Annotated in this window: 20 protein-coding genes; 11 read left to right on the top strand and 9 right to left on the bottom strand. The window is 51.0% G+C overall.

Features of this window, described 5'->3' with window-relative positions; translation table 11 throughout:
- Positions 1–45: 45 nt before the first annotated feature.
- Positions 46–645: a hypothetical protein gene (locus MRJ96_10415; protein ID MDR4501852.1), complete on the bottom strand. Its 600-nt coding sequence runs from the start codon at positions 643–645 to the stop codon at positions 46–48.
- A gap of 345 nt (positions 646–990) precedes the next feature.
- On the opposite strand from MRJ96_10415, the gene MRJ96_10410 reads away from it, so the two are divergent.
- The 7 genes from MRJ96_10410 (at position 991) to MRJ96_10380 (ending at position 6,310) form a co-directional block, all read left to right on the top strand.
- Positions 991–1,665, top strand: coding sequence for a PEP-CTERM sorting domain-containing protein (locus MRJ96_10410; GenBank protein MDR4501851.1), 675 nt, complete (start codon positions 991–993; stop codon positions 1,663–1,665).
- A gap of 192 nt (positions 1,666–1,857) precedes the next feature.
- Entirely contained in the window at positions 1,858–2,448 is a 591-nt protein-coding gene (locus MRJ96_10405; protein MDR4501850.1) for an energy transducer TonB, read from the top strand.
- A 31-nt stretch (positions 2,449–2,479) separates the two neighbouring features.
- On the top strand, positions 2,480–3,538 hold the full coding sequence (locus MRJ96_10400) for a tetratricopeptide repeat protein (GenBank protein MDR4501849.1): 1,059 nt from the start codon (positions 2,480–2,482) through the stop codon (positions 3,536–3,538).
- Complete coding sequence (locus tag MRJ96_10395) at positions 3,535–4,449, top strand: TonB family protein (protein MDR4501848.1); 915 nt, start codon at positions 3,535–3,537, stop codon at positions 4,447–4,449. The genes MRJ96_10400 and MRJ96_10395 overlap by 4 nt, the downstream gene beginning before the upstream one ends.
- Positions 4,450–4,495: 46 nt before the next feature.
- The gene (locus tag MRJ96_10390; protein MDR4501847.1) at positions 4,496–5,125 is read left to right on the top strand and encodes a MotA/TolQ/ExbB proton channel family protein; all 630 of its coding nucleotides are present in this window, start codon (positions 4,496–4,498) and stop codon (positions 5,123–5,125) included.
- 35 nt (positions 5,126–5,160) lie between these two features.
- The gene (locus MRJ96_10385; GenBank protein MDR4501846.1) at positions 5,161–5,577 is read left to right on the top strand and encodes a biopolymer transporter ExbD; all 417 of its coding nucleotides are present in this window, start codon (positions 5,161–5,163) and stop codon (positions 5,575–5,577) included.
- A gap of 526 nt (positions 5,578–6,103) precedes the next feature.
- A complete protein-coding gene (locus MRJ96_10380; GenBank protein MDR4501845.1) occupies positions 6,104–6,310 on the top strand; it encodes a helix-turn-helix domain-containing protein in 207 nt (68 codons plus the stop codon).
- 468 nt (positions 6,311–6,778) lie between these two features.
- Here the strand turns inward: MRJ96_10380 and MRJ96_10375 are convergent, their stop codons facing one another.
- Positions 6,779–6,976, bottom strand: coding sequence for a hypothetical protein (locus tag MRJ96_10375; GenBank protein MDR4501844.1), 198 nt, complete (start codon positions 6,974–6,976; stop codon positions 6,779–6,781).
- 189 nt (positions 6,977–7,165) lie between these two features.
- On the opposite strand from MRJ96_10375, the gene MRJ96_10370 reads away from it, so the two are divergent.
- The 3 genes from MRJ96_10370 to MRJ96_10360 all read left to right on the top strand — a co-directional run bounded on the left by MRJ96_10370 (position 7,166) and on the right by MRJ96_10360 (position 9,300).
- The gene (locus MRJ96_10370; GenBank protein ID MDR4501843.1) at positions 7,166–7,918 is read left to right on the top strand and encodes a hypothetical protein; all 753 of its coding nucleotides are present in this window, start codon (positions 7,166–7,168) and stop codon (positions 7,916–7,918) included.
- 230 nt (positions 7,919–8,148) lie between these two features.
- The gene (locus tag MRJ96_10365; GenBank protein MDR4501842.1) at positions 8,149–8,643 is read left to right on the top strand and encodes a cytochrome P460 family protein; all 495 of its coding nucleotides are present in this window, start codon (positions 8,149–8,151) and stop codon (positions 8,641–8,643) included.
- Between the two features lie 327 nt (positions 8,644–8,970).
- The gene (locus MRJ96_10360) at positions 8,971–9,300 is read left to right on the top strand and encodes a hypothetical protein (GenBank protein MDR4501841.1); all 330 of its coding nucleotides are present in this window, start codon (positions 8,971–8,973) and stop codon (positions 9,298–9,300) included.
- Positions 9,301–9,421: 121 nt separating this feature from the next.
- Here the strand turns inward: MRJ96_10360 and MRJ96_10355 are convergent, their stop codons facing one another.
- The 3 genes from MRJ96_10355 to MRJ96_10345 all read right to left on the bottom strand — a co-directional run bounded on the left by MRJ96_10355 (position 9,422) and on the right by MRJ96_10345 (position 11,449).
- The gene (locus MRJ96_10355) at positions 9,422–10,294 is read right to left on the bottom strand and encodes an MOSC domain-containing protein (GenBank protein ID MDR4501840.1); all 873 of its coding nucleotides are present in this window, start codon (positions 10,292–10,294) and stop codon (positions 9,422–9,424) included.
- A gap of 335 nt (positions 10,295–10,629) precedes the next feature.
- A complete protein-coding gene (locus MRJ96_10350; GenBank protein MDR4501839.1) occupies positions 10,630–11,088 on the bottom strand; it encodes a group 1 truncated hemoglobin in 459 nt (152 codons plus the stop codon).
- A gap of 118 nt (positions 11,089–11,206) precedes the next feature.
- Positions 11,207–11,449, bottom strand: coding sequence for a thioredoxin family protein (locus tag MRJ96_10345; protein ID MDR4501838.1), 243 nt, complete (start codon positions 11,447–11,449; stop codon positions 11,207–11,209).
- Positions 11,450–11,558: 109 nt separating this feature from the next.
- Here MRJ96_10345 and MRJ96_10340 point away from each other — a divergent pair, with 109 nt between their 5' ends.
- Entirely contained in the window at positions 11,559–12,122 is a 564-nt protein-coding gene (locus MRJ96_10340; GenBank protein ID MDR4501837.1) for a MarR family winged helix-turn-helix transcriptional regulator, read from the top strand.
- Positions 12,123–12,554: 432 nt separating this feature from the next.
- On the opposite strand, the gene MRJ96_10335 is transcribed toward MRJ96_10340, so the two are convergent.
- The 4 genes from MRJ96_10335 to MRJ96_10320 form a co-directional block, all read right to left on the bottom strand.
- On the bottom strand, positions 12,555–13,844 hold the full coding sequence (locus tag MRJ96_10335; GenBank protein MDR4501836.1) for a nitrate oxidoreductase subunit beta: 1,290 nt from the start codon (positions 13,842–13,844) through the stop codon (positions 12,555–12,557).
- 76 nt (positions 13,845–13,920) lie between these two features.
- On the bottom strand, positions 13,921–14,370 hold the full coding sequence (locus MRJ96_10330; GenBank protein MDR4501835.1) for a response regulator: 450 nt from the start codon (positions 14,368–14,370) through the stop codon (positions 13,921–13,923).
- A 193-nt stretch (positions 14,371–14,563) separates the two neighbouring features.
- Positions 14,564–18,004, bottom strand: coding sequence for a molybdopterin-dependent oxidoreductase (locus MRJ96_10325; GenBank protein MDR4501834.1), 3,441 nt, complete (start codon positions 18,002–18,004; stop codon positions 14,564–14,566).
- A 638-nt stretch (positions 18,005–18,642) separates the two neighbouring features.
- Positions 18,643–20,238, bottom strand: a complete 1,596-nt coding sequence (locus MRJ96_10320; GenBank protein MDR4501833.1) for a sigma 54-interacting transcriptional regulator — start codon at positions 20,236–20,238, stop codon at positions 18,643–18,645.
- Positions 20,239–21,207: the final 969 nt, after the last annotated feature.

The following is a 21,207-nucleotide window of genomic DNA, read 5'->3' as shown; positions in this document are numbered from 1 at the left end:
ATGGGAACAGGTTTTTTGAATGTGCTCGCTCTTACCTCGAATTCATTATCCCGCAATTTGCTCGACCCGTGCCTGCTGACATAGGGGATACGAGACCAGGAACTCATCAAGTCGCTGTTTCATCTCTTGAAATGAAGGCCCATACATGTACAGCGCGGTCTCTTTTGGCCCTTGCCAATAGCTATGAATCTTTCCTTCTTCTCCTAAGAGCCGGGTAAATTCATCAGACACCGTGTCAAAGTCGCATTCTTGATACACATGATCCGGAAGATCCACTCCATTTAAATACACGGCCAGTCCCTCCGTTTTACCAAGTTCAACCTCACGATCTTCAGATTCAAGAATCAGCTTTGAACCGATGGGGGCTCCCAGGCTCTCAAGCGTCGAACAAATAAGCGGGGTCGCGTCATCTAATGATGCCGTAACTTGGATTTCGATATCACAGAATACTACTTCATTATCCTCTCCGAGTTGCGTGCCTCCCCCAGTCACCGATCCGACACGGGCTTGCTTCAAGACCTCGTCAAGTGGATCTTCATAGAGATTTCCACGATCTAGCGGCTGAACACGATCATTCAAACGCGCGATGACATAGACGTCTTTTTCCGTCCCTCCTGCCTCACTCAATGAACTGAACATCATCATCCTCCCATTCAGATTTATGAAGACCCAGAGCGCATGTCTGGATGGTGATTCAACGAGGACTTCCGTAATCCAAGAATCACATCGGAAGAGTTCGTATGAGCCTTGAATCCTGAGAATTACGTTACAAATAGTTGATTTGCATTGGTAGACAATATCGGGAATTCTATCCCCTGGTTCGTATAGCAGACGATGGCTCACAGACTTCGCGATAAATGACCACTGTAGTATCGGTTGGCAAATATTGCTATTCATACGTAGAAAAACCCAACATCTCGCCCTATCATAACCATCAATGAAATCACGTTTTTACATACAGTACGAACCTTGACAGGAAAGGAGAACATCATGACGTTGGGTCGTTGTCACCAGGCACCATCGGTAAGACTGACTCTCTTCATTTCAGCCCTCATTCTGCTGACTTCCTCTCCGGCAATGAGTCACAACATCACGTTCAACACTGACTTTGCCAACCCGGGAGCCGGACCTGGAACGATTCTAGAGCAGAGCGCGGTTAACGCAGCGCGTATTTTTCAATATACGGAGCATAATGCGTTCGCCACGGCTATCCAAAACCTCGACTCAGAAAGCCACTTTCATCTCTTCGGGAATGGAATTGTGATTGCTGGAGATTCGGAAGGCGTGAACTTTACATTCGGTGGCCCAACCTCAACCACCCCATTCGATGTCAAAAGCCTCGAAGTCTTGGAGCTTGGAGACATCAATACATACTTTACTCCATATGTGGGAAGTATGGCCGGCCCACAGGCTCAAGTGACCAGCACCGGACTGTTCAATTTCGACCCAAACGCCTGGAGCGGCGTCTCACGCTTTTCGGCAACCTTTGAAAACCCACGTCCAACCACCGGCACGGCACGCCTCGCGTTTACGAACCTGAACGTGCATCCATCTCAACACGATCACCACGCCCCCGTTCCTGAACCTTCGACATTCGGACTCTTTGGAATGGGATTTGCCGGTCTTTGGTATCTTCGACGTAAAAAACAACAGGCGGAAGGGTAAGACTATGGGCATGACACGGGACGAATCGGACGACTCGTCCCGTGTCGCACTCCGTTCCGGTATGCATCGAGACCGCTCAGCATTGTTCTTGACACTTCCGTAGAGCCTTTCCTAACATTGAAATTATCGTATGGCTACCGGGCACGTTAAGACGTTACCATCGCTGGCAGCTTCTCGAAATTCTATACTGCCATGCCTCGACACCTCTTTATTCTCGCAGTTATAGCTACAGCCGTTCTTTTCCTTTTAGGGCAGGAAGCCCCTCAAACACGGGCGCAACATTCCGCAGATGAGGACGTTGAAATGCTGGATGTGTTCGAAGTTCCAGGAACCGCCATCAAACGTGAGCCGCGGCAAATCCATTTTCCCGCACCGGAGATCGATTCGCTCCATTCATTTCTGGACCACCCCTCGCTTGCGCTTCCTCGCACCCTACGCATCCAACGCCCGAACCTTCGATCATCTCGACCAGTCATGGATCCGGCCGGAAAAATCAGAGGCGTTCGCACGTCAGTGAAACCGATCCACGCCCCGCGCCCCCCCTATCCACGCTTTGCCAGGGAACAGGGGTGGGAAGGCACGATCGTACTTCGCGTGACCATCGATGATCATGGTAAAGTCTTAACGACGACAATCCAGAAAAGCTCCGGACATTCTTCGTTAGACGATAGCGCCGTACAAACCGTGAAACAGTGGGAATTTCTACCGGGGAAAAATGGCGAATTCGCCGTGAGCAGCGTGGTCGACATCCCGATACATTTTGACTTGAAACAATCTCATTAATTCACCGCTCTCTGCCAAGGGTACCGTTCACATGATTATGCATCCATCTGTTTCCCTGCTTCGACGCTTTGGGATTCTCGCATGCCTGATTTGTCTCCTGTCGCCCGTCACCACGTTCGCAGACGAAGCACTGAACCGCTTTAATCAGGCGCACAAACTCATGCAACAGGGTCAGTACGAACAGGCGGTACAATCTCTTCAGGCGGCGATTCGCGCATACCCGCATTTCGCGGAGGCACACCATTTACTCGGCCTCGTCTACTTCACCGAGCTCAAGCAGCCAGAGAAAGCCATCGAAGCTTTGCAGCAAGCGGTTTCCTATTATCCAAACTTCGCACGTGCACATTTGGACCTCGGCACGGTTCTCCTCCATCAGCAAAAGACGGTGGAGGCGGAACAAGCCTATAAGAAAGCGCTCGAATTATACCCGCGTTTTCACGAAGCCCAGCTCGCATTAGCTCATCTTTATGAACAGACCCAGGAGCCTCAAAAAGCCATCCACGCCCTCTCACGAACCTTGGAACTCCAGCCTCGTCAACCGGAGATTCTGTACAAACTCGCCTACTGGCAGAATCGACTCGGAGAGTCGGCACAAGCTCAAGATTTTCTGAGACAATTACACAAAATCAAGCCGAACCACCTCGACGGATGGCTGCTACAAGGAGAAATCGCCGAGCGACAGCAACAGAAGAACGCCGCGATCGAGGCCTACGAACAAGCCATCGCGATAGACGGGAACGCATTGGCGCCTCATTATGCCCTGGGATTTCTGTACCAGGAACAAGGAAACAGCCAGCAGGCCGCGGAACACTTCACCAAAGTCATTGAACTGACGCCTCAAAATCCAGAGGCCCATCTCAATTTAGGTGTCGTGCTGGCGTCCCTCAAACGATTCGAAGAAGCCGAAACGGCGTATCAAACAGCGATTTCATTGGACCCGAATTTACTCGACGCCTATTACAATCTTGGGGTCTTTTATGAATTTCACCAGAAGGACACGGAAAAAGCCTTGCGGCAATATGAAGAATTTTTGAAGCGTGGCGGGACGGATGAACGCATTGAAAAATTGATCGAAAAAGTCAAATCATGAGCACAACAACAGTCCTCATGCCACCGGACCTCACATCGCGGAAGGTGCTGTTCTGCGTGGTGGCTTCTCTGACCCTGCATGCAGGGCTCTTGGCGGGGCTTCAAATGTGGTACCAGGCAGAGCCTCCAGTGGAAACCGTTCAGTTGGTCCAGGTGACCCTTGTGCCGGCTGAGGTTCCGGCTGACTCCCTTCCATCTAGCGAAGACGCGCAAGAACCGGTCGCTCCACCTCCTATGCGCCAGCCTTCTCGTGCTACCGCCTCACAGCCCGTTTCAACTCCCTCGCCACCCGCGCTGAGTCAGGCTCAGCCACTTATGACCACTCCTGCTGTCGCATTCAAGCCGACGCCTCCGGCAGAAGACCACCGGCAGCTATCTCACAAACCACGAGTGCTGAAAGATACCAAGGCCGCGGATGCGTTATTCGCTCAACACGCGACCAAGATGGTGAAACGTTCGACCGCAACTGAGGCAGCGCTTCCCTCAGCTTCACCTATGCTGACTACGAAAGCCTCGAAAATAACCCAGACCCGTGCGTTATCTTCACACGTTCAAGCAATCCATACGGCGCCATCAACGACACAAGCCACTCGCTCAAGACGTCTGGTGGCTACTCCACCGGTATCCGGTGGGAACGGATTAGCCAAAATCCGCGTTCGCCATTCAGTTCGTCCGGTCTACCCCCGCTTAGCGAAAGAGCAAGGATGGGAAGGCACGGTCCTCGTCAAAATCCTCGTGCGAACGGATGGAATACCAGATCACGTCACGATTCAAAAAAGTAGCGGACATCAAGTGTTGGACGATGCGGCCATGGAAGCCATCCGGCAGTGGCGTTTTGCTCCTGCCATGGACGGAAACTTCCCGGTGGAAAAATACTTGCAGGTGCCACTCAAATTCGGACTTCAACGTTGAGAAAGACCAAGAACCTATGATGCAAATGCTAATGGCAGGTGGCTGGATGATGCTCCCGATCCTTGCGTGCTCTGTCATCGGGATGACTATCGTGTTTGAACGGTTGTTGCAATTTCGAGGTACGGGAAAAACTCAGGAAGCCAGCCAAATGGTGGCCTTGTCCGAAAAAGGTAAGTTTACGGATGCGCTTGCCCTTGCGGACCAGCACGCTCAACCGCTTCTGCGTGTCCTCGCAGCCGGCATCATGAACCGGGAAGAGCTTCCTGACAAAGCCATGGAAGCCGCAGGACTGGCTGAGCTGGCCCGTTTGAAACGAGGCCTATCGGTCCTGGATACGATCATTACCCTTGGCCCCCTCTTAGGATTACTGGGGACAATCGTCGGGATGATCGATTCATTCGGGATCATGGCTGAGTCCGGATTAGGCCAGCCTCATGCCGTGACCGGAGGGATTGCAGAGGCCTTGATCTGTACGGCGGCGGGCATATTCGTGGCCGTCACGACCTTAATTCCCTACAACTATTTTCATGCGAAAGTTGAACAAATGACCGAACGTATCGAACAATATGCGACGCAGCTCGAATCCGCTCTCGCCGCGCAGGTACGTCACCCTCATCATCAATCGACATATGCGTCGGTCGAACACCAAGCACCAATTCAGCATCAAGCCCCATGAACAGGCGGCGATAGTTCTGGCAATCGGCTCTCACGATGAAATTTCCAGCGGCGGCCAAAAAGAAAGCTCGAATCGAAATCATTCCTATGATCGATACGATGTTTTTTCTTCTCGTCTTTTTCATGATTGCGACGCTCTCCATGACGATGCAACGTGGCATGCCGGTCAACCTGCCAGAAGCCGGTTCGACGACCGACAATGTCAAAGAACAGATCTCGTTAACGATCACGGATCAGGGGGACTTGTTTTTCAATAAAAAAGCGATTACGCTTGACCAGCTAGGCGACCAGCTCCAACAGGCACGCCCAAAAGATTCGGACCCGTCAGTGGTCATCAACGCCGATGAGCACGTGGATCATGGAGTGGTCGTCAAGGTCATGGACAGGGTCCGGTTGAGTGGCATTCCCAACATGGCGATCGCCACGAAGCCCGAAAACACTCCAGACGAGTAACATGTTGTCGTGATAAAACGTTCTTCACATATTCGGTTCCTAGGGATTGGAGGTCTGCTTCTTTCATCCCTATATCTCTTTCTCATCGGGGCTGCATCGTTTTGCATGTTCGCCCCTCCGGGCTCTTCTCACGAAAGCCCGCACCAAACTCAACACGACGCCAGTCATCAGACGCTCTGCGTATGGGCCTGCCAAGTGGGTTTTCAGACATCCACTGGGCAAATTGTTGACGGCTCAGAAATCAAACCCGATCTACTCGTTATCGCTCAGGTCTCGTATGCGACTCTGACTTCCTTTCATCAGCCCGTCCGTTCTATCCGGTCTCGTGGACCGCCTCAAACGATCTTTTCTTTGTAGTCACGTGTCACATGACGGTTGTATGACTGGCTCCTGATCTTTTTCTTTGAAGAGTCGGTGGGTCTAGCGTCTCGTGGAACTTGAAGGCCTGTTGATCTTCAAGAAATCCAAGCAATGTGATGCAGCCAACATTCCTTCCTTATGATTTTCGGAGAGGAGATTCGAGAATATGGACAAACAACTCTTACGGGTTGGCGAAGCCGCGCAAGCCCTTAACGTCAGCCGCTGGACAATTTATCGGTGGGTCGATGAAGGACGGCTGGAAGCGACAAAGATCGGCAAAGGCAGCCTTCGAATTTTTCGAGCGTCGGTGAATACACTGGTTCAAGACAACCGTAAAGAGCACTGGGAACCTGCATTCGCAGGTTCACGTTAGATAGCGACCCTCGCAAGCTCTCTAAGCTCGATCGCCCGTCAATGGACGGGCGTTGACCAAAACACTTGAACGAATCGTGACATCCAAAGTGGGACTAGTCAACGCGTCAGGTCCGTCGCATGGGTCTTGATCATGTGACCTGTCAGGACAAGGCATCGACGCCGCCGTTCGTGACATCAGAAGTCGACTAGTCATATGGCCTTAGACATACCAGGGTGGAGGCATTGGGACTGGCAACCTCCTTGGCCTTCACCCTGAATCATTTCTACGTTCCTTTGGCAACCTCTCCCAAAGCATTATCTGTTGCATCGTTTGGCAGGCGTCAGTAGACCACAACGCCAATCTCCGCTAAGCTTACAAAAAACGATGTAATAAGCACGGGCAGTCCGAACGCAGATTATCATGAGCTTTTTCCGACAGAATCGAAGAATACACAAAGCGTCATGTTTCCTGGCGTTGACGGTTTCTCTATGTTTTTTTCTGGTCAGTACCGTTCTGACAAGCTCCATCGCCTACCATGGCTTGAGTGATCACCACTCTCACCAAACCCATACACAATCCTGGTGCGACTGGGCCTGCAAGGCTGGCTCGACCATTCAATCTCCACAATTCTACATTGCCCAATGTGCCGACCAGGTTTCGCCACTCGTCAGCGCCCTGAGCCATCAAATACCTCATACTATCGATCGAACAGTCAATTCCCGCAGTCCTCCCTCTGCTCTCTTCTCGTAACTCCAAACAAAGTCCCGATCATCCTTTCTGTCATGTCCAGACATGATGGATGCGAGGCGAAGACTTCTTCGCCTTCGCTCCACGATTTCCTGGTTATTTGCGTCACAAAAGAGGAGCATCATTATGCCGTTCACCTCTGGCAAACTACGTTCAACCTGCAGACAGGCCATCCTCGTCATCGCGGTGGGCCTCCTGGTCATCAACGGGCTACCCGCCGCCGTGCACGCTGACCATGTGCTTCCGCTCCGTCTGGCCGCCAAGCCGTTCAGTCCGATGATGTGCAAAGGGAAAGGGGAGCGTGCCTCGATCCATATTCAAGTCGCACGACATCGGGATTTAGTATTGAAAAGAGTCCCGGGACAATACGTTCCCCGCAACTCAGAAGATGCAAGACACAAGGACTATGTCCATTACTTGAGCATGGCCGATCTCACCAACGGTCGCATCGCGAACGGAGCCATCGCCTTCGACTCACGACATGGAATTATTTTTCAAGACTCTGCCCCCAAGGGACTGTCACGTCCCGACTTCATTAAGCAGCAACCACGTGAACAGCAGCGCCTCGCCCAACTCGCGCTCAACACGTTCCTGCACATCCACCGGATTCTCAATGCCGCCGTTGATGCGTGCCGCCCTTATCCGACGAAGATCGCATATGAGACCGACGACAAAATCCTCCGCATTGAAGCCGGAAAACTTCTGTACCAGAGACTTGTGCGTCAACATAACAATCATCTGAGTCCCCAGGAATTCGTCATTCGACATGAGACGGGATATGTCGGGGGCTATGTCAATCCCGAGGCAGGCGTACATTCGAATGTCAGTTATCACGCGATGAATCCATTGAATTTTTACGTTCCAACGGCCTATCCCTGATGACGGAGCCGATGATATGTCCAAAACCGTTGCATATGTATGTATACGTAAGTAGACAGCCAATAAAGATACGCAGTATGGTGAACCGAACGTTGAGTGTGCTGAGGACGGACATCGTTACGGATGCCACCTGCACTCTTGCATTTTTATTACGAAATAAAAGGAGGTCTTAGGGTATGCGAAAGTTTGTTGCAATGAGCATGATGTTGGTATTCATTGGATGCACCTCAATGTCGATGACACCAGCGGTACAATCAGAAGGGATGCCTCAGGATGGAGAACTGACCTTTCCAACGAACTATACGTCCTTCCCAATCTTTTTGAAAGGCATTCAAAAGCCAGATGCCGTGCGCGATCTGTACATCAATACCACCGGCGCCGAGGCCCACCATGGAGAACCCTTCGCGAATGGTTCAATCCTGGTCATGGCAATCTTCAACGCCAAGAAAGGCGCCAATGGCGAATTCGAGAAGGATACGCAGGGGAATTTGATGAAAGATGGTCTGGCCAAAATCTTTGTCATGCAGAAAGGCCAGGGATGGGGCATGCATGCTCCTGATGGGCTAAAAAATGGAGATTGGATATTCTCTGCATTCAAACCCAATGGAGACCGGTTAGACGTGGATTATACCGCATGTCGGGGCTGTCACCTGCCGCTTGGCGACGCCAAGGACTATGTCCATCGCTATGACGAGTATTTCGAAAAACGAGGACATTCGCATTAATATTCACGCTCTTCCCAGAGGGCTTCTTTTCTATGGGCCATTCCAACATAGTCCTAGTCAACGCACCGGCTCTGTTGTTCATGACATCCAAGGTGGGAGCGCCCACGTGACGGGAGCATCGCGTGGGTATTGATCGTATGACCTGACGGGACAAGGCATCTAGGTACTGTTTGTGACATCCAAGGTGGGCTCTTCCTCCTGACCTTGGATTTTCCAGGGTGAAGGCATTAGGACTTGCAACCTCCTTGGCCTTCACCCTGGCCCTCTCCCGTTTATTTATGGCTATGACCGCTTCAAAGAACTTCCGCACATTCGAGATGTGAGATTATGCACAATGGATTGCTCCCACCCGCTAAGGCCTACTTGGATTCGCTAGCGCTGATGACCCAACCACGGAGGCAACAAGTGATGAATCTTCAGCAATCGCTCCTCCAAGAACTTCTTGCTCGACAAGTGAAAATTCGGGATCGTCAGGGACATTGGCACCGCGTCTCGACATTAAACCTTAAGCAATTAGAATACCTGTGTATCACGACCTCCGAGCAATGGATCAAAATACCCGACCCAACCCATTCTACACGAGAAAAAGCCGCCCAACCACCCCAAACTATTCCTGGCAACCGTCATCCCATCTACTCGGCAACACCCTCACCATGACGAGAGCAAAGCAGCAGAATTCAGGGATGGCTGCACAGAATCTCGCGCTCAGCGCTCTAGCCCCAGCGTCAATAGAGGCAGGCCGGAATCACGACAGGGCAGCGTACAGGAAAAATTTTCATCAGACAGCAAGTCTGACTTCATCACCTGCCTGAATCACGCCCTCCTGCAGGACGGTGGCATAGACACCAACATTGCCTTGGTTGAGTCTGAGCGCCGTGCGCAAGATGTCGGGATCTTTGGGAAGATCTCCCTGAGCCAGGGTCGTCATGACACAGCGCGGACATGGGCCAGTCACCCGTAATCGCACGGCATGGCCAATATGAAGCGTTTGTCCGATCCAGGAATTTTCGACAAATCCCGCTCTCTCTTCCTTGGTCTCCACGACAAGATTGGGACGGAAACGTTGCAGAGCAAATAGTCCGTCAGAATAACCGTTTTGAAGCTGTTCGAGCGTCGCAGTCGTGAGCATATGCACCATGGCTGCATCAAAAAACGTACCCGTGGGAAGCCTAAAATCCGTGACGGTATGCTGCTGACCCGGACCTTCCACATCCGACCAATATTCTTCGGATACGGCGGACCATGAGGAAGGAAGGGGTGATTGCACACCTTCTATCCGGCCATTTTCGGCTTTCACGAGCATCACTTGACGATCCAGAGCCTTCGACAGCCTGGCATCAATATCGTCAGATTCACTACTCAAAACCGTTCCATCAGGCAAGGTCATCTGAACCTGTGGCTTCGTTCCCGACTGCCCTGCCGACTCTGATAGGTTCGCGGAAAAGGCGAAAAGCGTGGGCCATTTTTTCGGATTTTTTGCTGTCGCGATTTTCCCTTCTGAACGGTCGAGGATAGCGTAAGCACGATCACCGCTCACCCCTCGCTCCGTCACCTTCACGGTGGAGAGTTCTGAACCCATCATCGACTTTACGGGGTACCGCCATGCGGAAACGATCTTACCGATCACGGTTAGTGTTTCATTGGACATCATCGACTCCTTGTTCATGATAAAAAAATATAAATCCACATTCTGCATATCAAAGCATTCTTAGCGAAGATCATGCCGAAATTTCTGAATAAAAAAAGACAAGGCTCCTTATAGGAGCGTTCCTATAAGGAGCCAATCCAAGCAAGATATCTCAACAGAAATGAGTACCCGCGCCACACGCTCGACATGCAATGGGCAGAAACAAGTTGCCATGCTTTGCCAAAAACGTCAAAGAACCGTGAATCAGTCTGTCCAATAACACCTCATGACCTTCAGCGGCCCGCATCATGAAGGGCTCGCCGAACATCTTCTCGTACAAAGGATCAACAAAAGCCTCTCTATGGAAGCTCGACGATATCTGGTTTCATAGAACCCAGAAGATCCAACAATTCCTTTTGCTCCGCTCGTGGGACCTGCAAAGTATTGAGTGCAAGCACGAGATCTTCCACTAAGGCGTTAAAATCCGCGTTGCTGATGCGCATGCCCTGGTGAGTCATCACCATATCTCTCCCTGTGTAGTCACAGGGTCCTCCAGTTGCCATACATACTTGATCCACGAGATGGCCCTTTAGTCGTGAAATGTCCGTCGTGGCAAATCGGCTATTGATTCGGTTGTCTTTGGCGACATTTCCGACAAACTCGTCCACAACAACCGTGATGGCAGGTTTTTGTCCAAGGCGGTCATACAACGAAACCGTTGTGCTGGTACTGGGAGTTTCGACACTTGAACAGGCAACAGCCAAGCTCAAGAAGCCGGCGATGGCGCCTCTCTTCATATAGATTCTCAATGCGGTCATCGTATTGCGTCCTCCATTACAGGATACAACATCAGGTCAAGACCTGGGCTCTCTTCCTGGATTTGATGAATATTCAACGAAGAACATCGGACGCCGTTTCAACGCACAACCCGATATCTCAGGAAACCTTTTTCACATCGACCATGGACGCGCCAAAATTGATATGAAAAACCTGTGTATCCAACACCAGGGCCGGTACTGACCTTACTCCAAGACTTTCGGCTTCGGGAATCCGATCAGGGCTCTGTGCAAAATGAACAACTTCGAGATCGTACTGACTGCGGTCAATGGCATGAGCTACCATTTCTTCAGCCTCGACGCAGACTGGACATCCTGCATGATAAAACGTGGCTTTGGTCATCGCGATTCTCCTTTGATGAAGGTTAAAGCATTTAGTATTGACTCGATACCAAAAACTACCAGACGCGCCAACATTTGTCAAACTTGTATCGAGACGATACAATTAAAGCATGAGAGCAAAAGAAGTTTCCGCGATTTTAGAACGATTGTGTAACCTTTTACGGATGGAGATGCGAGCCTTCGGCCTGAAACACGGCCTACAACCCGTACAACTTGAGGCCTTGACATACCTGGCACACTGCAATCGTTATTCGGACACTCCGCAGGCGGTCGGAGAATACCTTGGACTCACGAAAGGAACGGTATCCCAATCGCTCAAGGTCTTAGAAAAAAGACAATTGCTGCACAAACATCAAGACCGGGAAGACAAGCGGGTCGTGCACCTGTCACCGACGGCATGGGGCCGAACACTCGTCGAACAGTCCCTTCAAGCCAAAGGCCTGACATCGGCGTTAGGCGTCACCAGTGAGGCAGGAAGGTTCGATCTTCAGGAAATGCTCCTGGCCACCCTACGAAATCTACAGCGCCAGAATAACCGCAAATCCTTCGCAGCATGTCATACCTGTCGATTCAACGAACTGCAGAATGATCGGTACGTTTGCGGGTTGACCAAGGAACCCTTGAGCCGAAAAGATATTCAATTACTCTGTCGTGAACACCAATATGAGGGATGAAAAAAGAGGAATGATTATTCATGAACATATACCGAGGCATCAGGGCTTTCACGGCATGAAGACTCATCTGAGTGAGAACGGTATCCATGAGCCAAGATTGCGAGATACATTGCTCAGCTCTAAAGTATGTCCGATTAGTAGGTCGGATTGTTACATGTATTTTTTCGATTATTTAACACCAGCTAGTCCAGCATTTCCCCGCAATTGAGACAATACAATACGATCGCCCAGCCTTCGTTCCATTCATCATGAGAATCCAGTAACTATTGCGGTATCATCTAGCCCCTGACACCGTACGCAATTCATACGATCCTCCTCGTGCAAAGAACCTAAGAGCGCCGATAAATCTTTTTCAACGACGCACGGCCGAGAGGGTTGCCCCCCTCGGCCGTGTCGCTACCGCTCTGGCCCCTCGTGGCCCAGACTGCGCTCCTACAACCAGTTGACCCGTTCGGCCGGCCGGATGTAGATCGGCTCCTCCACCTGCTGCCGCACCGCTTCCTTGCCCGACTTGTTGAACCCCAACACGGTGTCATTGTACATCTCAAACTTCTTCCCGTGAATCATGGTTTCAAACACTTTCGGACCCGGAATCACATCATAGCGGAACAGGATCTGCTGGCTCGCCCGCCACAACTGCAGCACCGCCAACAACTCCCGACTCGGCACCAGGTACTTCTCGATCGCATTATCCACCCCTGGCCCAAACATCTGCCGCGTATACCCTCGCGGCGCCTGTCGGGGCGGGATATAGTACCCGTTCGGCTCCGTCCCCCATTGCGGGTACAGCGGCAACGCCACCTGTTCCACCCGAATGGCATAGTACAACGGATTCCACCGGTCTTCCGCCCACAGCCCATCTTCCCCTACTTTCACCAGGCTCTGTAACCGGATCTTCCCCACACAGGCCGCCATACACCGCGTCTCCATCGGCTCGCCACCGGTCAACGGGTCTTTGCCCTCCACCCGCGGATAACACGCAATACACTTCTCCGTCACCCGCGTCGTCCCCCGGTACATCGGCTTCTTAAACGGGCACTGCTCCACACACTTCTTATACCCCCGGCACCGGTTCTGGTCGATCAACACGATCCCGTCTTCCGGCCGCTTGTAGATCGCCTTGCGCGGACACGCCGCCAAACACCCCGGGTACGTACAGTGGTTACAGATCCGTTGCAGGTAGAAGAAGTACGTCTCATGCTCCGGCAAACTGCTTCCCGTCATCTTCCACGGCTCTTCCTTCGTAAACCCCGTCTTATCCACGCCTTCCACGATCGCTCGCATCGACGTCGCCGTGTCTTCATAGATGTTCACAAACCGCCATTCCTGGTCCGTCGGAATATACCCGATCGCCGCTTGCCCAATCTTGGCGCCCGCGTCAAAGATCGTCATCCCTTCGAACACCCCGTACGGCGCATGGTGCTTCCGCCCCACCCGCACGTTCCACACCTGCCCCCCGGGGTTCACCTGCTCGATCAACTGCGTGATCTTCACGTCGTAGAACTGCGGATACCCCCCATACGGCTTCGTCTCCACGTTGTTCCACCACATGTACTCCTGCCCCTTCGAGAACAACCATGTCGACTTATCCGCCATCGAACACGTTTGACAGGCTAAACACCGATTAATATTAAACACAAAGGCAAATTGCCATTTCGGATGCCGCTCCTCATACGGATACAGCATCTTCCGTCCTAGGTGCCAATTATAAACCTCTGGCATAGTTCCCTCCGTTCAGCTAGTTAAAATAATCTCAAAAATGTCTTCTGTCGCTCACCGGCAACCATCACAACATCCATCACTCGTCGTGGCGACCGGCTTCACCCATGACCTGCCTGTCATGTGTAGGAAATGTGACTTTTTGACCACGCAACTTATGTATGGCCATCGCACCATTCACGAGAGGGACCAGGCCTTCGAGCTCCACGCTTTTCGTGAATATCTCGAACACCCCTAATTTCTTCGCCATATCTTCATCGACCGCTCCCCGATAGGCCGTCAAGATGACGGCGGTGACCGCCGGCATCATTGTCCTTAACTCCTTTAAGGTTTCCAGCCCATTGAGACCCGGCATGTTGTAATCCAACACCACCACGTCCGGGGTCCGATCCAACAATTTCGAAAAACTTAATACGGCTTCTCCTGAGTCAAAATCCTTCACATGAAAATGGTGACGAGTCAGACGATGCACAATGCCTCGCCGAATCACCTCCTCATCGTCAACAACAAACACATACGGTTTAACCAATGATTATACTCTCTCGAAATTAAAGTTATCCGAGACTCGAGCTTTTTTACTGGTTCAAATACAGGTTTACTCAACCCTAAACCTATTCATCAATCACCGTCTTGATGGTAAGGAAGGGGCCAGGGAGGAAGGGGTGTCATGTTCTTTCCCAGACGGCATTGAAAAAACATTGGCCCTGGCCCCTTTGGGGTCCTTACACCTTGATCTTAATATGGTCGCCTTTGAGCCATTTGATCATGAACTCATTTTCCTGCCCCGGCGTAAACCCGGAACGGACTGGCTCCCATGGACCGCGACCGCCGATTCCTCCATCCTCGGCTTTGGTGATACGAATCAAACATTCCTTGGGTGTCGTGTTCACTGCATGGTGATCGATTTCGAATCCCCATTTAAACTTCCACTTATTGGCACTCTTACCAGGCAAGGAATCTGTCTGATGCATCGGCATCAACCAACTCCGCGTAAAGGACTGTTGCGCCCCATACCGGAAGTTCGACTGATACCCCGTATCCATCGCAATCGCCCGCCCATCCGGCCGCGTCTCATGCCCCTTCACCGACTTCGCCGTCGACACATAGGGCGCATGCTTCGCCATCGTCACATGGTACGGATACGCCGGGTTATACTTCGCCCGAATCATCAACCGCGCCACCTTGTAGTACGGGTCACTGGGCTTCCAGCCCCGGTACGGCCGATCCACCGGGTTCCCATCGACGTAGACATAGTCCCCGTCATTGATCCCCCGATCTTTCGCCGCTGCTGGGTTGATGTGCAACTGATGCTCCCCGACGCCCGGTGTCCGTTTATCCATCCGGTAGGCATCACCGAAGTTCGACTCATACATCTGCACCCAGTCGTTGACCGACCACTGACTGTGCACCCGATGCCGCGTCTTCGGCGTCACACAATAGAACTGATACCCTTTCTCCCATAACGGATTCGAGTACCGCTTGATCTCCTGCCACGGCAACTTGATATTCCGCACCGTCTTATCATCATGGTGCTGCGCCGTGATCGGGATCCCGTAGTCATCCGGTCGAATATAGGGATTCGAGGACATGATTGAATTCGGCAAGTACGGCGTCGCTTCCGTCCCTTCTCGGTGGACGATAAAGTTTTCGCCATACTCGATGGCCTCCGGTTCCACTCGATATGTTTCGAGACGTCCGCTTCTCGTCCACTGCGGCTTCGACTCGTTGGTCTCTTCCCAAAAGGGAACGCGCGGATAGGTCCGGCACATCACCATCCAGCCCTTCTCCGACTTCAACATCGCATCGACACTATACCCATAGGTCGTGGTCCCAGCGTCGATTAATCGCTGCGTGTACACATCCACTCGATTTTCATAGACAAACTTGAAGTAATCCCGGAACCGCTCGTCACCGGTCATCTCCGCGAGTTTCGCGGCCACTCCGGCCACCGTATCCAGGTCATTCCGTGTGTCATATAAAGGACGAATGCCACCTTTCCAGACTTGCACCCACGGATTCGATACACAGGCAGTCATCTCTGGGTAGGTAAACTCCATCCAAGTATTGACGGCAAACGACACATCCGCGTGATTGACGTCCGAAGTCATCTCCACATCCTGGTTCATGATGGTTTCGATGTGGGAATCCACGTTCTTCACCATGTCATAGTGGTGCTTCGAGTTGTTCAAGATGTTCACGTTGACAACCCAACGAAGTTTGCTCGGAGTCGGCATGTGCGTCTTCCCCGTAAACACCCGCCGCCCATACTTGGGCGTGTTCACGATCAACGCCGTATCTCCGTGATTCCAATAGCCTGGTTCTTCACCATAGTAGTACGACTTGGTGATGATCTCTTTCCCATGCGCATTGGGATCTGTGGTGATGTGAAAGGGGTCTTCTCCGGTATGTACGGACAATCCGGCTCCTGACCATGGAGTGGCCGCCCAAACTCCTGCCTTGTAGTTTCCGGACCAGGTATGGCAACCAGAGCCGAATTTCCCGATATTTCCCGTCAAGATCAAACTCAACGCAGCGGCGCGTCCATTTTGAGTCATATGGAAATAGTGACAAACCCCTTCTCCATTGTGAATCGCCGCGGGTTTAATCGTCCCGATATCACGCCCCCATCGCACGATCAGGTCTTTTGGAGAACGACAAATCTGATGAACTGTATCGAGGTCGTAATCCTGCAAGTGGGCTTGATACAACTGGAAGATCGGCATCACGTCCACTTCCCGCCCGTTCAGCAGTTTCACCCGATACGTTCCCATGAGAGCCGGATCAATTCCGCTTCTCTTAAAATGCCACCCGACGAGTTCCCGATGGATAGGAACAGCTTGCCCTTTTTCAAGATCCCATACCATCAATCCACCCAATCGAGCGATATCATGAGGCTGTAATGTCTGAACTTTTCCAGAGTAGCTATTGGAAAAATCAGGAAGTTGATAATCTTTAATCACATCCCGAGGGTCTAAATATTGAAGAGTGTCTGTACGAACGAGTAACGGCATGTCAGTGCTCGTTTTACAGAAATCGTTATCATACATATTCTCGTCTAACAGAATTTTACAGGCCCCCAAAAAGAATGATCCATCGGATTCAGGACGGATAGGAATCCAATAGTCGGCCCGGTAGGCCGTGGGGTTATATTCCGGGGTGATCACCGCAATTCGACCACCACGCTCAATACTTTCAAGTTTCCAGTGAGCCTCGGGCATTTTATTTTCTACGAAGTTTTTTCCCCAGCTCGTGTTGAACTTACAGAAACGCATATCATTCAAGTCTTCATCCGAGTTCTGCGTCCCATTCCACCAGGGCTGAGAAGGATCTTGATCTCCGTGCCAGGTATAGTTGTTCCAATATCGTCCGCCTTGAGCCTGATGCGGCTTGACTTTCCGGATATAGGTATCGAGCAGAGCTCCGCAACCTCCGTTCAGCCGTGTGACCCCCATTTTCCCGATAATGCCCAAGACCGGCATACCGGCGCGAAACTTCATGCAACGGACCCCTGATCCTTTCATCATTTCAATTTGCTCAGGCGCGTATCCCTGCTCGCGCAAACGTCGCGCTCCGGATTCACCGCTATACCGATTCGCGATGATAACCATGGCTTTCGCCACATACGTGAACGCGGTATCCCAAGACACACGAACCATGTCGTCCAAATATCGTGCCGTGAATTTATATTTCGCCCTGACATCCTCGCTGAATTCAGGACTCCCGGCATCCATCCAGGCTTTCCACCCCCGGCGCATCAAGGGACCCTTCAACCGATACGGTCCATACACCCGCCGATGCATCGTGTAGCCCTTCAAACACATCCGGGGATTGTGCGCGAACGTCCCACGGTTGCCGTACAAATCTTCGTACGTTTGATGGTCATAATTTTGTTCCACCCGCATGACAATCCCGTTCCGGACAAAAGCCCGAATCCGACACGCATGCGTATCGTTGGGCGAGCAGCACCATGTGAACGAGGAGTCATACCGATACTGGTCGTGATACACCCGCTCCCACGACCGGTCCGGGTACGAGCCCAGGGGGTTGCCGACTTCAACCACCGGCTGCAACGCCGTTAAGGCCAAGGCCTTGTCCGCTAAAGCTACAGCGGCTACGGTCCCCGCTGATACTTTCAAAAACTGTCGCCGTGACAAAAAGTTCATACACAACTCCTTTCACAAGTCACATTGAGTAAGGGATTAAAAAATAAATCCGAGAGACGGATAACAGGACTACAGAACCTTTCCTCTTTCCCCTCCTTTCTTACCGCCGCTACCGGCATGAAAAACCGATTTATTCAATACACCAGGTCGCAAACGTAGACATCCAAAAACGGACAGCAATAAACACTAATAGCAATCCAGATGCCCAACAAAGCAGGAACGAACAACTAGAAATAAGCTATTGAAAGTTAATGAATTTCTTGGCGTGACGTGAAAAGATTTCAGTTCATGCCGATAGATAAAACCTTGAAAATTTCTGAAATTTCCAAGACCATCAAGGCCATTTCAAGGGTTCTTGCGCGGAGAGAATATGCCGACAAAAGAAGGAACAGCGTTACAGATGATTCATCAACAGCAGATAGGAGGCCTCAGGCAACCACCTTCGGCCTTCAATGAATCTTGCGGAAAGAGGGCGAAAGGAGGAATGATAACCAACGGAATAATTACCTTCCGGATTGGGAACAGGTGAGGTTCGATAAGGCGTAACCCAGACTCAGCGACGCCATAACTCGGCGCAACTTTGCACTGGCTACTGAAAGCGAGAGAAGCTCAACCCATCGGTCAACGAGCCGACTCCGCTACTGAGATTGGTCAGCATGCTGGCCGAGCACAGACTCCGTACAAAGCGTTTCTTTGGGACGAGAAATACCCAGTTTTTTCAAACGACTGCGGAGAGTTCCGGGATTCAACCCTAATTGCTTGGCGGCTCCAAAGCGACCTTCTATCCGCCACTCACTTCGCTCTAATGCCTCTTGAATTCGCACCCGCTCCAATTCTTTCAGGTTTGTCGGCAATGGATCACAGGCACTAGACTGAGAGACGTTGACCAAGGACTCATCGATACGCAACACTGGCGAGTCCGAGAGAATCATCGCCCGCTCGATAATATTCTTGAACTCACGAATATTCCCGGGCCAGGTGTATTGAGTCAACCGCTCTAACGTCTCAGGCTCGATACTTCGACACTTCCGCTTGAATTGCTGACAATATTCTTCCATGAAATGCTGGGCAAGAATCGGAATGTCCTGTGGCCGCTCTCGGAGAGGAGGCGTGGTAATGGGAAATACATGCAGTCGATAATACAAGTCAGAACGGAACCGGCCTTGGGCGATAGCCTCCGACAGATCACTATTCGTGGCGGCGATAATGCGAACGTCCACCGTTAACGGCTTGGCGCTCCCGATGCGATCAACCATGCCGTCTTGCAGGACAAGCAAAAGCTTGGCTTGTGCATCGATCGGCATTTCCCCGATTTCATCCAAGAACAACGTCCCCCCATGAGCCAATTCAAACTTTCCCTGGCGAGTGTGATCAGCCCCAGTGAAAGCACCACGTTCGTGACCGAATAATTCGCTCTCAACCAATCCGGCTGGAATAGAGGCGCAATTGACCCGAACGAAGGGCTTGTGGTGTCGGAGACTATTTTCGTGAATGAAGCGGGCTAGCATTTCTTTTCCTGTCCCCGTCTCTCCCATAATCAGAACACTCGTTGATGTGGTCGCCACGGCCTGTGCAAGCTCCAGCGTTTTCTTGAACTTCTCGCTCTTTCCCACCATCGCACCAAAATTGTGCCGCCCCTTGATTTCCTCCAGTAAGTAGGCGTTTTCTCGTGCCAGCTGCTCACGAAGCTGGCTAATTTCCTCGTACGCTTTTACATGGTCGATGGCGAAGGCAATCTGCGTCGCCACCTGTGCGAGAAATTCCAGATCTTCAACGTCCGGATCACCGGTTTGCACACTACCAATGTTCAGCGAACCTATACACATATTACTCACGATTAATGGAATATTAATCATGCGCCCCAAGCCTTCCTGATAATATAAGTCGTCCTCCAAAAAAACGCGTTCGGCCTGCAAATGGGGCCTGACGTGAATCATTCGATGCTCATACACCCAGCCGATTGCACTGCCTACTCTCGGAATGATCTCATCACAGTGAAGCTTCACGATCGGCATACTGGTTTCCACCGCGTAAAACCGAAAGGCATCGATATCAGGGTCATAAAGTGTAATCCCCGCCCGCTCCCATGGAATGACATCTTTGATGTTGCTCGTAATAGCGTGCCAAAAACTATCAGAGTTGCGCTGTGAATTCAGGATGTTCGACACTTCAAGCAACTTTCGGTAAAAGGACCGACGATCAGTTTCAACGCTAATGCCTATATCACGATTCATAGCAAATGTTCCTTTATCAGTTATGAGGACAAAAAATACCAACCATGAAATTTTGGCACGCTTATAGGCACCCCACTCTTGCAATTGAATGAGATTGCTTGAGTAGGAACTCGTACTATAAAAATAAAAAACTGCGTCCTATATGCAGGACTCGCAAATTCAGGGCCAACCTTGAAAAACCATGGAAGAATTTTAGAATTATCACCACACGTTATCACAGCCCAACATGAAGGCTTACGAAAACAATAACTACATCAACAAATTCTGCATAGTTATATGAACATAATAAGTCTACCCAAAAGAGCTCACAGAGAATTATACCATAAATCAATACCTTCAAATTTCACGGTTTTTCCGTGAATACCTTGACCGTTCGACGCCAAGCTCTGATTCAAAATTTTGACTGAGTGAATTCACACGATGCTCGTTTCCCAAAAACGCTCACCTGACACAACCATCATTGGCTATACAATATGCTGGCCAGAAATCTCGGTGGCCGGAAACGCTACATGGGAAACGACGGCTTGAGAGAGAGTGTGTGTGAGTGAACGTCTTGGAGTAAGGAACTCTACGGATGAGTACAAGGGCTATAACGAAACCAAATCACTTCCACCCGATTCAAGACAACGCACACAGCGTAAGACACGACTTCACAAGCGGAAGGGGATACCCGCTAGAATGTCCTAACAAACATTCATGTTCCGCTCACGTCTTGAAGCACAAAGGCATACAAGGAAGCGCGGTATCGTTTCGGTATCACTGAAACGGCCATAGGCTTTGCCAGGACGCGAAGAATAGATTGAAAGACCTGGAGTCAAGGGAAGAATTTTTACAGATGGATCGCTCATGTCTTATGGAAATTGAAGAACTTTTCCACAGTTATACTTCGAATGGTGGGGAAATTTTACGCAGTAAACTGTAGCCATAGGTTTCTTTATCCACCTCTTGCTCATTGCCCCGGGGTTAAAC

The sequence above is a fragment of the Nitrospirales bacterium genome (assembly GCA_031315865.1).
Lineage (GTDB): Bacteria > Nitrospirota > Nitrospiria > Nitrospirales > UBA8639 > JAGQKC01.
Note: the sequence above shows the minus strand (reverse complement) of the source record. Positions and strands in the feature narration are given on the sequence as shown.